The following is a 13,199-nucleotide window of genomic DNA, read 5'->3' as shown; positions in this document are numbered from 1 at the left end:
AAGCTTCGCGAGAAGCGTTACGGGCTGGTGATCTCCGACTGGAACATGGAACCCATGACTGGCTACGAGCTCCTTCAGCAGGTTCGCGCGGACGATGTCTTGAAGGACCTGCCGTTCATCATGGTAACGGCTGAAGCCAAAACGGAGAATGTAATCGCCGCGAAAAAGGCCGGGGTCAGCAACTACATTGTCAAACCTTTTAATGCACCGACGCTGCAGGCAAAAATCGCAGCCGTCCTCGGACAGTGAGCCAATGAGCATCAACGGCTTGAAGAACCGCAAAAACTATCGGATCGAATCTGCCGTTGCTGATGGTCTGATTCATCAGGATGCCGCCGAGCGGCACTCCGAGATCATGGGGGCGCTCGCATCCCTTCGTGAGCTCATTACGCCTACTCAGGAGGTTTCGCAGTCGCTCCTAGAAGAACACCGGCGCGATCTGCACGAGGCGATGCGCCTTAAAGTCGAGCTTGACGCCATCTCAAGCGCGATTCAACGGACAAAGCAAGAGATTGCCACGCTTCATTACGCAGGCGCTCAGGGACGCGAAATAGCCAAGGTCACGGATGAGCTAGGAGCAATTGTTTTAGGAACTGAAAGCGCAACGAATACAATTCTTGCCGCCGTCGAGAGGATCGATGAAGTCGCTGCCAATCTGGCTGCTCGGCTTTCCGGGGATGACAAGGAAATGGCTCGCGAGATTGCCGAACAGGTGATTAGCGTCTTCGAGGCTTGTAACTTTCAAGACATTACCGGTCAGCGCATTAGCAAGGTCGTGAGCGCCATGCGTTTCATTGACGAACGTGTGCGACAGATGATTGATATTTGGGGCGGCCTCGAAAGTTTCAAAGAAGTTGAAACCGTGAAGGACCCGGCGCGCGACGGTGACAAAGCCTTGCTCAATGGGCCGCCGCTTGAGGGCGACGTTGATTGCACCTCTCAAGACGCTATCGACGCCTTGTTCGGGTAAATTCAACCGGGACCAGGCACCATTAGCTAAATAGGTCGGTATTCCTTCGCAAATCCGGTGAGCAGCATCTCTATTGCAAGTATCGAGCAGTCCCGCTCGCGTCACTATTGGATTGGCGATAGGCGAGCGTCGGCGAGGGCGGCGGAGAACACCCCCAAATCGATGGCTTCGTTGCCGGGTTCTCCGCTTAGCAGGACGCGCTGGATTGCGATACCGACATAGAGGCCATGGAGCACGATTTTAAAGAAAACAGTCGCCGGGTCGTGGACGAATTCCATATCTAGTACGACCGTTGGGGTTCCACCCCATTCGAAGCTCATGTCAGCGCCGTGAGCGTAGCACAGCGTTCCCTTCTTGAAGGACAGCTCGCTACACGCTGAGATCATTTCCTCGAGATTCGAATGAAGCTCTCGATGGATATACGACACGAGAATATTAGCATCGATTAAGCACAAATCCGCCACAACATCCTTGATGTATCGGGCAAGGATCTCTTCATAAGGCCAAATGGCATTGTGCAATTGATCCTCATTAAGAATATCCTCTTGCACGGGCATGGTCACTTCGATCTCGTGAAAATAAAAAACAGAACCTGAGCTACTGCCCGGTAAAAGTCGGGTGGAATCATCCGATCCACTTCAACACTATCGTACAACGATCTTGCCAGAGCCTTGTCCTCGACGACTGGGACGCCGTGTTTTTCTGCCGTTTCACGAATTTTGAGGGCAATCAGATCTTTTCCTTTCGCCAGAACGAGCGGCGCGCTCGTCTCCTGTCGGTCGTAGAGCAACGCGATCGCGTAGTGCGTGGGGTTCGCGATGACGACAGTTGCGCGCGGAACAGCTGCGAGCATTCGCTTGCGCGAGCGATCCTGGGCGAGCGAGCGCAGGCGGGCCTTGACGAGAGGGTCGCCCTCCATCTGTTTGAACTCGTCCTTCACCTCTTGCCGTGACATGCGAAGGTCCCGCTGCCACCGCAGGCGCGCCCAGACAAGATCAGCGGCAACAAGGACGATCGTCGCGATGCTGACTGCCGAGATCAGCCGTATCGCCATCGTCAGCAATAGTTCCGGGATCAGACTCGGATCACTGAACATGGCGTTCACGACCTTGTAGTGCTCAGATTTCAGGAGCAAAAGCGAGACAAGTGTAATCGTCAAAAACTTAAAGACGGATTTAAGAAACTCGACTTGACCTTGGAGTCCAAAGATTCTTCCCCAGCCGCTAAGCGGCGAAATGCGAGACCATCGGGGGGCGATTCTTTCAGAGACGACGCTTGGAATATTTTGGAGGATTGATGCAACTAGACCGCACACGCAAAGAACAACAACGATCGGCAAGATAAAGGAGCCGATTTCCAATGCTAATGCCTGAAGCAGGACAATCGCATCAGTTCCGTTATTGAGCGAGAAGCCCTTAGGATGATCAATGAAGAGCGCGAGCTTCTCAGCCAGTGATTTGGCGCTATTCCTTATCTGAAATGCCAGTACGATCAGCATTCCGACAATCGAGGCGAAGATTGGCGCTTCCTTCGAAAAGGGAATATTTCCTTTCTCGATCGCATCGCGGATCTTATTATCTGTAGCGGCCTCTGTCTTACTTTCCTTGTCCTCGTCAGACATCGCGCACCAGATCGCTACCGAATGTAGGTGTCGCCTTCATTCTCAGAACTCAGTTCAATCTCCCCACGCCCTGCCATCTCAAGCGCAAGATCTGTGATGGCTCTCCTCGCGTCGAGCACGTCGCGTTGCGAGGCCGGTTCCCTGCCATTGAGTTCATGCTCGACCATTCGCCGGACGCGAGAAGCGAGCGAGCTCAAGATAACATCTCTGAACATGTCATCTGTGCCCTTAAGTGCCAAGACAACGCGGTCATTGGGAATCTGGTCAAACAGCGCTGTCCGGGCGCGTGGCGTCAGGTTGACGATGTCATCGAACGTGAAGAGGAGGCCCTTCAGAATCTCCGCCGACTTCGGACGAACTTCGGTCAAGCTTTGGAGGACATCCTCCATATGGTCGCGCTCCATCTTGTTGATGATATCCGCCATCTTGGCGTGAGTATCCGCGCCCATGTTTCGCGAAAGATTGATCATGAAGTCTTCATGAATCGTCTTCTCGATATTGCGCATCGTCTCGTCGACGATTGGCTTGAACGCCAGCATACGCCGCATCAAGCCGTTGCGCAGTGGCTGCGGAAGATGTCCCATGACTTTGGCTGCGCACGCAGGCTTGACCTTCGAGAGAATGAGTGCAGCGGTCTGCGGGTGTTCCTTCATAAGGTAGGCCGCCAAGGCGCTTTCCGAGACGACTGAGATGCGATCCCAAATCGAGCGATTTGAGTTGCCAAGAACATCCGTCATCAACTCAGCGATCTGGTCGGGGGGCAGAACACCGCTCAGAAGCTTCTCCACTTCTCCAGCCGTGCCCAGCAGGCTGGCGCCGTTCGAGAACTCTGCAGCGAACTCCTCAATCAGGCTTTCCAACTGCGACGGCGAGACGGGGCCGAGTTCGGCGGCCGATCGCGTGATGAGCTTTATCTCTTCCGGATTGAAATGCTTGAGGAGGCGGCTTGCAGCCGGCTTCCCCATGGCCAAGAGAAGCGTAGCGACACGATCGACGCCCTGAATCGGCTTAGTCTTAGAGGCTGCCTTGACTGCAGTACTCGACGCCATGAGCTCGTTCCGCGTTAGCTATTGAATTCCGAGTTCGGCGGCCCGACGATCTCCGTGAGCGAGACGCCAAATCGGGAATTGTCGTCCTCGACGACAACGACCTCGCCTCGGGCAATGACGCGCCCGTTAACCACGACGTCAACCGGCTCACCCACGCGGTGGTCGAGAGGGACAATTGCTCCTCGGCCAAGCTTCATCAAGTTGGCGACAGGCATCGTGGCAGATCCAAGAACAACCTGAATCAGAACAGGGATGCGCAAAATGGAATCGAGGTTGCGTCCGCTGCCGATCCGGTCGTCGCGAGTGTTGTTTCCGCTCTCGCCACTGGGATTGGTCTTCGAGAAGAGCGCCTCGTTGTGCCAGGTGGCCTGCTCTTGAGCTTGCTCCTCATGGCCATTCTGCGGCTTCTGGGTCATCAAAAAGTACCTTCTATCAGGTTCGGTGTAATCGCTCGAGGTTTAGACACGAGAGCCTTATCGCGCTACTGGTCGCAGGATGGCTGGCGCGCCAAGTTATGATGGGATCTGGCCGTCTGTTGTTCTTGGCGCAGCCGAAGTCGCCGCTGGTGGAAGCGGTTCCCATCCCGGTGTCCGCGCCGCATCCTGGAGCGCGATGAGAAGATCCCTGGCCTCGGAGATTCTCGTATCGAGTGCACCGAGGACATCACGCCCGTCTGTCGCGAATGAGTTCAGAGAAATGCCGGCAAGCCGAAGAGCTTCCGCGGTCTGATCGGCGGTCCTCCTATACTCGGCGTGATACGCATTGAGGCGCTTCAGCTTCTGGTACATGCCAAGGACGCAGATGCTTGTCGTGACCAGCGCAATAAAGAGAACGATGTTAACGAGAGAGGACATCATCGATAAACTCCTGCTCCTGATCGACGAAATCATCAACCCGCAACACATATGAGCCGTCGGCCTGGCCGACGTGGCACCAGAACAGGGCTTCATCGTTGCTCTCGAGCTTGATTCTGCTGCGAGGCGTAGCCTGGAGGTCGATGATTTGCCCGATCTTGAGATCGGCGATCTCTCCGAGCGTCAGGTGCCGTTCCTCGAGAACCGCTCTGAGCGTCACCTCCGTCCGCTTCACCTCGCTGGTGATTTGCTTCGTCCATCGCGGATCTCGAGCGGAGGAATCGCCGGTGAGAACGCGGGCCAATGTCTGGCGCATCGGGTTCAGGACCGATTGCGGGATGATAACGAACATTTCCCCACCCCGGTTGAGGGCCTGGAGAAGAAATTTCGCAACCACCGACTGATTATTCCGGCGGCCGATGACGGCGAAATCCATTCGTGTTTCGCTGCGCTCGAACTTGAATTTGGTATCGGAGACAAGCGCGAATGATGCTTGAAGAGCCTTACCCATTTGCTCAAAGATCGACTGCGCGATGCGGAGCTCGATGTTTGAGAAGCCGCGTTCCTCGTCAACGGGCGGCTCCGAGCCGTCGGCACCGAGAAGGACCTCAACCATCGTGAAGACAAAATCACGATCGAAGCCGATAAGGACGTGGCTGTCCCACTCGGGCGCATTGAAGACGCCGGCGATAGCGTTGGCTTCATAAATCTCGAGAATGTCTCCGATGCGACCGCTCTCAATACTGCTCAATGAGTAGTACATTGGTGATGCGGCGAGGTGACGGAGATGGTCCGCGCAGTATGTTGCCATGCGATCGAAAATCACATGGAGCATCGGAAGCCTGTCAAGTGACAGGCCCGCTGCATCGAGAAGACGATCACGAATGTCGTTCGCATTCTGAGCGGCACTCATGGTCAAGCGGCCTCTTTCTGCGCAACATCACCGCCTCTCGAGCCCCCGCCGGAGATCGTTGCCGCCTCGACTTCGTCGATGGTTGGGCGGTCGGCGATTGAAATGGCCTTTCGACCGTGCTCGACGGCGATCTGTGGCAATGCCCCGTTCATGAATGCCAGCAATGTTTGCTTGACAATCGTATAGACACGACACTGCTTCTCTCTCGTTGCCTTTACCTTCAGCGCCATAGGGGACAGGACCGCATACGAGAAGAAGATGCCGGCGAAGGTTCCAACGAGCGCCGCGCCGATCAACCCGCCGAGGATTTGCGGGGACTGATCGATGGCGCCCATTGCTTTGACGATGCCAAGAACAGCGGCGACAATGCCCAACGCTGGCAACGCCTCTGCTACCGTCGTGAGTGTGGAGTAGGGCTTCAGCTTGTCGCGACGTAACGTTCCGATTTCTTCATCCATCAGCGCCTCAATCTCGTGCGGGCGCGCGTTTCCAATGATGATGAGACGAACGTAGTCGCAGATGAAAAGTGTGAGTTCGGGCGCCTTCAAAATTTCCGGGAAGTTCTTAAATATCTCGGAATTTTGCGGGTCATCGATGTGACCTTCGACTTCGTTGCGCGGCTTGCTGCGAAGTTCTCGCATAAGTGCATAAAGAAGTCCCAAAAGCGCGAGGTATTCCGGGCGCTTCGGCACAGAGCCGCGGATAGCTTCTCCTGCCGCCCGGCCGGTATCTATGACGGTCGGCATGGGGTTTGCGATGATGTAAGTACCGATCGCGATACCGCCGATGATTACGAACTCCCAAGGTTGCCAGATGACGGCAAGGTGGCCGCCCATCGCGACGAACCCGCCAAACAACGAGACCACCGCAATAACAAAGCCGATGATAACGCCCAATGACCCTGCCTCACATCCAGATCCAGATAATGGGAACCTATCGGGAGAGGCTTGCGCGAGGCTGGAAATCGTCCGGGTCAGGTTCGAGCAAGCTTAGAGGTTTACCAGGAATTGATAGAGGTGATCCTCATGACATCAACGTTCACAAACTATCAGTTGATTTCCAGGGACTTGCAGAAGTCTCTGAACCGCACGGCGTCGGAGCCTATCGTTTCGCGAGAAACGGACTATTACCTGAAGAACATCGGCAAGGTGAAGTCAATCGACGCCTTCTTGGCTGATAACAGGCTCTACAAATATGCGATGAAGGCCTATGGCCTCGAAGACATGACTTACGCAAAGGCGTTCATGCGTAAGGCTCTGACAGAGGGCATCGATAGCAAGGATAGCTTTGCGAATCGCCTTTCTGACAAACGTTACAAAGAGTTTGTCGGCACATTTAATTTCGTCCGGTACAAAGAGGCGACGACGTCTTTTGACCAGGCCCAGCAGGGTACAATCGACAAGTACGTTCGCCAATCGCTCGAGAGTTCTATCGGCGATGAAGATTCCGGCGTTCGCCTCGCTCTCTATTTCCAGCGAAACGCGGCGAGCATCAAGAGTCCTTACGACATCCTCGCGGACCCCGCCCTGTTGCAGGTCGCCCGAACGGCGCTCGGATTCTCGCAGGAAGCGATGGGCGGAAACGTTGACGCGCAGGCCGCGATGATCAAGCGGAAGCTCGATCTCACGAGTTTTCAGAAGCCTGAGGGAGTCCAGCGGTTCCTGCAGCGCTTCGCGAGCCTTTGGGATGCCCAGAATAGCACAGCCTCAACGCCCGTCCTTACTCTTTTCGACGCCGCACAAACGGGCGGGGGTATGAACGTCGATCTCCTTATGAGTTTGCAGCGAATTAAGCTGGGTGGTTCTTAAGAATGCAATCGGGACTCTATGTTGCGCTCTCTGCGCAGGTCGCCCTTGAGCGACGGCTGAATACGGTCGCCAATAACGTCGCAAATCTCAGCACGGCCGGCTACCGTGCGGAGGAAGTGAAATTCGAGTCCGTTCTATCGGAGGCTGGAGCCGGGACGGTTGCGTTTGTTTCGCAGGGCGACACCTTTATTTCGCGCCGGCCCGGATCCATCAGCAGAACGGATAATCCGCTCGATGTTGCTATTCAGGGTGATGCATGGCTGTCCATCAACACTCCATCAGGGGCCGCTTACACCAAGGATGGTCGGATGAAGATGGATGCGAGTGGGGCCCTTCAGACGATGGAGGGGTATGCCGTCCTCGACATTGGTGGAACACCAATCGTTGTCAATCCCACAGGTGGGCCTCTGAGTATCGGAAAAGACGGGATGATGTCCCAGGACAACAGCCAAGTCGGCTCTCTGGGACTCTTCAAGATTGATAGTCGGAGCCATTTGACGCGCGCCGGGAACGCGAGCGTCATTCCGAGCATGCCGGCAACCGCGGTGCAGGACTTCACGTCAATCGGTGTGCAGCAGGGGTTCACCGAGGGAGCCAACGTCAACCCTGTCCTCGAGATGACGAGAATGATCTCGATCTCGCGCGCCTTCGACAGTGCCGCTTCGACGATTTCGGAGACGGAATCATCCATGTTAAGCGCAATTCGCGCTTTGGGGCCTAGTGCCTGATCGACCGTTAGGATGACATGAAGGGCCGGCTATGGACGCTCTGGATCGGTTGGAAGCGGCAATCACGGCAGGTCTGTCGTCATCTCACTTGCTCAACGTGAGCGGCATCGTCCGTGAGGTTGCCCCAAGCCATTACAGCGTTAGCGGGATTTCGCAGTTCGTGCGATTGGGAGATCGGATCGGTCTTGACGCAAACGGCCGCATTCAGATCGGCGAAGTTGTGCGGATCGACGCCGACGCAGTCGTCGTCAAGCCATTCGAGGGCCGTATCGACGCCAGCGTAGGCTATCGTGCACGCCGATTGGGGCACGCCAGCCTCATGCCGCATCCGCTATGGAAGGGTCGGGTCGTCAATGCAATGGGCGATCCGATCGATGACTTAGGTCCGCTTTCGATCGGGTCAGACCCCATGCCGAGCGACGCCGAGCCGCCCCCCGCGATGAGCCGCGCACGCGTGCAAAGTTCCCTCAAGACGGGGGTCAGAGCGATCGACTTGTTTACGCCTCTTTGCCATGGCCAGCGCATCGGCATCTTCGCAGGATCCGGCGTTGGAAAGTCCACGTTGCTCTCAATGCTCGCCCGGTGCCAAGGGTTCGATACCATTGTCGTCGCCCTGGTAGGGGAGCGAGGGCGCGAAGTGAGGGAATTTCTCGAAGGGCCGATTGAACAGACCCGTGACCGCGCGGTGATGATCGTCTCAACGGGCGACGAAAGTCCCATGATGCGAAGGCAGGCCCCCAAAACCGCGCTCTGCATCGCAGAATACTTCCGTGATCGCGGCGAATCTGTTCTCCTCATCGTCGACTCTGTCACGAGATTTGCTCATGCAGCGCGCGATGTTGCCCTGGCGGCGGGAGAGCCAGCCGTTGCTCGTGGCTACACGCCAAGCGTCTTCAGCGATCTACCGCGGCTCCTTGAGCGGGCCGGCCCGGGTGAAGAGGGCAAAGGCTCCATTACCGGGATCTTCTCAGTTCTGATTGACGGTGACGACCACAATGACCCGGTCGCGGACAGCATTCGAGGAACCCTGGATGGCCACATCGTTCTTGACCGTGCCATTGCGGATCAGGGGCGCTATCCGGCGATCAACGTCCTTGGCTCGATCTCCCGTCTTGCAGACAATGTCTGGACCTCGGAGCAGAAGGAACTTGTAAGAAGGCTTCGAAGCATGATCGCGCGTTTTGAAGACACGCGCGATCTTCGTCTTATGGGGGGTTATAACCCCGGAAACGATCCCGAACTCGATCAGGCCGTGGCTCTCGTGCCGAAGATCTATGATGCGTTACGGCAAGACCCAGCAATGCCCGCGAGCACCGACGCCTTCCAAGAGCTTGCAGAGATATTGCGGAAATGATGGGCCAGCCTGGTTTGATGTCCTGCCTCTTCGCATCGCCGGGTAAGCCAGCCCCGCGCAAGCCAATCGTCGTCTACTTATCCTGCGACATATATTTTTGGAGCCCACGATGAGTCTCTATGGCGTCCTCCGCAGCGGCGTTTCCGGCATGAACGCCCAGTCCAACAAGTTGGGAACCGTCGCCGACAATATCCAGAATGCGAGCACGAGTGGCTACAAGCGGGCTTCAACTGAATTCTCGTCTCTCATTCTTTCATCCGGTAAGGGCGCGTACAATTCGGGCGCCGTCAACACGACGGTTCGCTACTCGATTGGTGACCAAGGACCCATTTCATATACGACTTCGGGAAGTGACCTTGCGATCTCCGGCAACGGCTTCTTCGTCGTATCGGATAAGTCTGGGACACCCTATCTGACGCGCGCCGGAAACTTCGTCATCGATGGTCCGTCAGGCAACCTGGTCAATGCCGCGGGCTTCCAGCTTCTTGGCTACAGCCTCGCCGGCGGCGCGCCCAATGTTGCGCTGAATAGCCTTAGCGGCTTGGTGCCTGTCAATGTCTCGTCGATGGCGATGCAGGCGCGCCCCTCCACTGACGGTATGGTCACCGGAAATCTCCCGTTCTCAGAGGCCGCAGTGCCAGCAGCGAGCCGCCCGCCGGCGGGCGCCACTTTCTCGAAGAAGTCGTCCCTCGTCACCTATGACAATGTCGGCAATAAGGTGACGCTCGATATCTATTTAACGAAGTCGTCAGCGAACACTTGGGAGGTGGCTGTGTTCGACGCAGCCAATCCGGCGAGCTTCCCAGCGACGCCTCTTGCAGGGCCGGCGACGCTGACTTTCGATGTGATGGGTCAATTGACTGGCGCCAGTTCCATGGCGTTTACCATCCCCAACGGTCAGCCATTTACTCTCGATATGGCGGGCATGACGCAGCTCGCAGGAGAATACGACGTCAAGGGTGCGGCGAACGGCAATGCCCCAACCGCAGTCAAGGGAGCGGAGTTCGGATCCGACGGCACCGTCTATGCGGTTTATGAAGATGGTACGCGCATCGCGGCCTACAAGATTCCGCTCGCGAACGTACCCAGCCCTGACAATCTGACGCCCCGTGCCGGAAACGTTTATGAGGCGAGCATCGACTCCGGCGGCATTCAGGTCGGATTTGCGGAGCAGGGTGGTTTGGGCAAAATTGCGGTTGGCGCATTGGAGCAGTCGAACGTCGATATTGGCACCGAACTGACCGCGATGATTGAGGCTCAGACAGGATACACGGCGAACTCCAAAGTGTTTCAAACTGGGTCCGAACTTCTTGACGTTCTCATGAGCCTCAAGCGTTGAGTTCTTCCTGTGGCCATTGCTGGAGCCTGATATCATGGCCTTATCACTTGCGCTGAATACTGCGCGTTCATCGCTCCAAGCGTCATCTTCGCAGCTGGCAGTTGTGTCGCGCAATACTGCTGGCGCGACAGATCCTTCCTATTCCCGAAAGATCGCGACTCTCGTCACCGGCGGTGGATCGGCGAGAGTGTCGATCACCCGTGCCAGCGACCCCGCGCTCTTCTTTAAGATGCTGGGGGCGACATCGGATCTTGCGGGGAAGCAGGCGATTTCGGATGGGCTAGACAGGCTCAAGCAGACTGTTAGCGACACGGCGCTCAATCAGTCGCCAGCTGCCCGGATCGGGGCCCTTAACTCGGCGTTACAGCAATACGCGAAGGAGGCTGATAATCCGATCCTCGCAAAGGCAGTTTTGACGCGAGCGAGTGATTTGGCTGCGGCGCTCAATGACGCGACGAAGACCATACAGAAGGTCCGCGAGGACGCGGATGCCGAGATGGTTGAATCAGTCAACCGCGTCAATGACCTCCTGCGTCAGTTCGAAACGGTGAACAGGGCCGTTGTGAAAGGGACAGCCTCCGGGGCGGATGTCACTGATAGCCTCGATACGCGCGACCACATCCTCGCACAGCTCTCCGAGGAGATGGGAATCACCATTGCCACGCGGGATAACAACGACGTCGCCATCTATACCGAAAGTGGCGTCGCGCTGTTTGAAAAGACGGCCCGCTCAGTTACGTTCAATCCGACCCATACATACAGCGCTGGGACCGTCGGATCCGCCGTCTACATCGATGGGGTCCAGGTAACAGGGGCCGGCGCTCCCATGCCGCTGCACTCCGGGCGGATCGTTGGTCTGGCGACCGTGCGCGACGACATCGCTCCCGCGTATCAAGCGCAGCTGGACGAGGTCGCGAGAGGGCTGGTCGAGGCTTTTGCCGAGAGCGATCAATCGGCAGTCCCAGTTCTTCCGGATAGCCCAGGCCTCTTCACTTATCCCGGAGGGCCGGCTCTGCCGTCCGGCGCGGCACTGAAGGGGCTCGCGGGAACGATCAGTATCAATGCACTCGTTGATCCAGACCAAGGGGGAAACCTTGATTTGCTCCGGGACGGAGGGGTCAACGGTGCGAGCTACGTCTATAATCCGAGCGCGCCAGGCACCAATGCGGCCTTCTCCGATCGCTTGTACGAGCTCGGTGACAAGATCGCATCCGACCGGGCATTCGATCCCACTCTCGGCCTGGGCGCGACGGCAAGCCTTCAGGGATTTGCGGCCTCGTCTGCGGGCTGGCTTGAGGCTACGCGCAAGGATGCTGCGACCGCCGCCAGTTATCAAACAACGCTCCTTGGGCGTGCCTCAGAGGCGCTGTCAAATGCAACGGGCGTCAACACCGACGATGAGACTGCGATGATGTTGCAGCTCGAGAAGTCATATGCTGCGTCAGCAAAGCTCATTTCGGTGATCGATGAGATGCTCAGAACGCTGTTGAGCGCGGTGAGATAAGTCCATGAAGACGAGTTTCATATCCACATTGAATCTCTGGAATTCACCACGTAGCGCGGTGAACAAACTGCAAGCCGATCTTGCAAAGGCCAATCAAGAGATTGTTACTGGGCGACACGCTGATGTCGGGCTTGCTCTGGGTTCGCGCACAGGTCAGGCGATTACGCTTCGTCAGGAGCGCGCAGAACTAGATGCCTTGATCGACAGCAATGGGACCGTCTCCCTCCGGCTTGGCGGAACGAAGTCAGCCCTCGATAATATCCGCACATCCGCCGAGTCCTTTCTAAACTCTCTTCTGTCGGTTCCACCGTTGGAACGCGGCGCCAAAACGGTGCAGGATGGCGCAAAGATCCAACTTACGGCTCTGGTATCCGAGCTGAACAAGTCGACCGGCGGGCAATATATCTTTGCGGGAACGAACACGAAGCAAAAGCCTGTGACTGAGTATACGGATGTTCCTCCCTCAGCGACAAAGGCCGCGGTCGACGCCGCCTTCATGGCGGCTTTCGGAGTCTCGCAAACGGATCCGGCGGCGTTCAACATCACCGCAGCTCAGATGGATACCTTCCTGAACGGAGCGTTCGCGACGCTCTTCGATCCGGTGAACTGGCAGGGTACTTGGTCGAGTGCATCAAACCAAAATATCGAGAGCCGGATTTCCGCGACCGAGAAAATCGAAACTTCGACGAACGCCAATCAGGATGCGATGCGTAACCTCGCTATGGCCTACACCATGGCAGCGGATCTTGGCCTTTCCGGACTGAGGACCGAAGCGCAACAGGTCATCGTCGACAAGATGATATCGACACTAGGGTACGCAAACAACGGAGTTGTCGACATTCAAGCGCAACTCGGCACGGCAGAGAAGAGAGTGACCGAGGCCAATGAGCGCATGGGGCTTCAGAAGAACATTCTGGACCAGGGCGTCGGCAGGTTGGAAGAGGTCGATCCTGGTGAGGCGAAAACAAGAGTCGATGCTCTGACGACTCAAATCCAGATGTCCTATTCGCTCACGTCCCAATTACGTCAGATCAGCCTTATCAACTATCTGTAACCCCG

15 protein-coding genes are annotated in these 13,199 nt (G+C 56.6%); 8 read left to right on the top strand and 7 right to left on the bottom strand.

The features are described from left to right. On the top strand, positions 1-249 hold a 249-nt coding region (locus tag HB375_RS17680; protein ID WP_167674418.1), incomplete at its 5' end, for a response regulator. Positions 250-253: 4 nt separating this feature from the next. Then, on the top strand, positions 254-970 hold the full coding sequence (locus HB375_RS17675; protein ID WP_167674417.1) for a protein phosphatase CheZ: 717 nt from the start codon (positions 254-256) through the stop codon (positions 968-970). 104 nt (positions 971-1,074) lie between these two features. Here HB375_RS17675 and HB375_RS17670 read toward each other — a convergent pair whose 3' ends face one another. From HB375_RS17670 to motA, 7 genes are all read right to left on the bottom strand, one after another. After that, positions 1,075-1,533, bottom strand: coding sequence for a hypothetical protein (locus HB375_RS17670; protein ID WP_167674416.1), 459 nt, complete (start codon positions 1,531-1,533; stop codon positions 1,075-1,077). Then, positions 1,530-2,591, bottom strand: a complete 1,062-nt coding sequence (flhB, locus tag HB375_RS17665) for a flagellar biosynthesis protein FlhB (RefSeq protein WP_167674415.1) — start codon at positions 2,589-2,591, stop codon at positions 1,530-1,532. Before flhB ends, HB375_RS17670 begins: the two co-directional genes overlap by 4 nt. A gap of 14 nt (positions 2,592-2,605) precedes the next feature. Continuing rightward, positions 2,606-3,640, bottom strand: coding sequence for a flagellar motor switch protein FliG (locus HB375_RS17660; RefSeq protein ID WP_167674414.1), 1,035 nt, complete (start codon positions 3,638-3,640; stop codon positions 2,606-2,608). Between the two features lie 14 nt (positions 3,641-3,654). Then, complete coding sequence (gene fliN, locus HB375_RS17655) at positions 3,655-4,056, bottom strand: flagellar motor switch protein FliN (protein WP_205800259.1); 402 nt, start codon at positions 4,054-4,056, stop codon at positions 3,655-3,657. Between the two features lie 96 nt (positions 4,057-4,152). Then, positions 4,153-4,494, bottom strand: coding sequence for a hypothetical protein (locus HB375_RS17650; RefSeq protein WP_205800258.1), 342 nt, complete (start codon positions 4,492-4,494; stop codon positions 4,153-4,155). Next, positions 4,478-5,407 carry a flagellar motor switch protein FliM gene (locus HB375_RS17645; protein ID WP_167674413.1) on the bottom strand — a complete coding sequence of 310 codons (930 nt, stop codon included), beginning with the start codon at positions 5,405-5,407 and terminating at the stop codon, positions 4,478-4,480. The genes HB375_RS17650 and HB375_RS17645 overlap by 17 nt, the downstream gene beginning before the upstream one ends. 2 nt (positions 5,408-5,409) lie before the next feature. After that, on the bottom strand, positions 5,410-6,303 hold the full coding sequence (motA, locus tag HB375_RS17640; protein ID WP_167674412.1) for a flagellar motor stator protein MotA: 894 nt from the start codon (positions 6,301-6,303) through the stop codon (positions 5,410-5,412). A 129-nt stretch (positions 6,304-6,432) separates the two neighbouring features. Between motA and HB375_RS17635 the strand changes: the two genes are divergently transcribed. The 6 genes from HB375_RS17635 to HB375_RS17610 all read left to right on the top strand — a co-directional run bounded on the left by HB375_RS17635 (position 6,433) and on the right by HB375_RS17610 (position 13,194). Then, positions 6,433-7,215, top strand: coding sequence for a DUF1217 domain-containing protein (locus tag HB375_RS17635; protein WP_167674411.1), 783 nt, complete (start codon positions 6,433-6,435; stop codon positions 7,213-7,215). 2 nt (positions 7,216-7,217) lie between these two features. Next, entirely contained in the window at positions 7,218-7,943 is a 726-nt protein-coding gene (gene flgF / locus HB375_RS17630) for a flagellar basal-body rod protein FlgF (protein ID WP_167674410.1), read from the top strand. Between the two features lie 31 nt (positions 7,944-7,974). Further along, the gene (gene fliI, locus HB375_RS17625) at positions 7,975-9,297 is read left to right on the top strand and encodes a flagellar protein export ATPase FliI (RefSeq protein WP_167674409.1); all 1,323 of its coding nucleotides are present in this window, start codon (positions 7,975-7,977) and stop codon (positions 9,295-9,297) included. 109 nt (positions 9,298-9,406) lie between these two features. Then, a complete protein-coding gene (locus HB375_RS17620; protein ID WP_167674408.1) occupies positions 9,407-10,636 on the top strand; it encodes a flagellar hook protein FlgE in 1,230 nt (409 codons plus the stop codon). A 34-nt stretch (positions 10,637-10,670) separates the two neighbouring features. Further along, on the top strand, positions 10,671-12,140 hold the full coding sequence (gene flgK / locus HB375_RS17615; protein ID WP_167674407.1) for a flagellar hook-associated protein FlgK: 1,470 nt from the start codon (positions 10,671-10,673) through the stop codon (positions 12,138-12,140). 4 nt (positions 12,141-12,144) lie between these two features. Continuing rightward, a complete protein-coding gene (locus HB375_RS17610; protein WP_167674406.1) occupies positions 12,145-13,194 on the top strand; it encodes a flagellar hook-associated family protein in 1,050 nt (349 codons plus the stop codon). The last annotated feature ends 5 nt before the right edge of the window (positions 13,195-13,199 follow it).

It is taken from the genome of Microvirga terricola, from assembly GCF_011777495.1.
GTDB classification, from domain to species: Bacteria; Pseudomonadota; Alphaproteobacteria; order Rhizobiales; family Beijerinckiaceae; genus Microvirga; species Microvirga terricola.
This window is presented reverse-complemented; position numbering and strand designations above follow the sequence as displayed.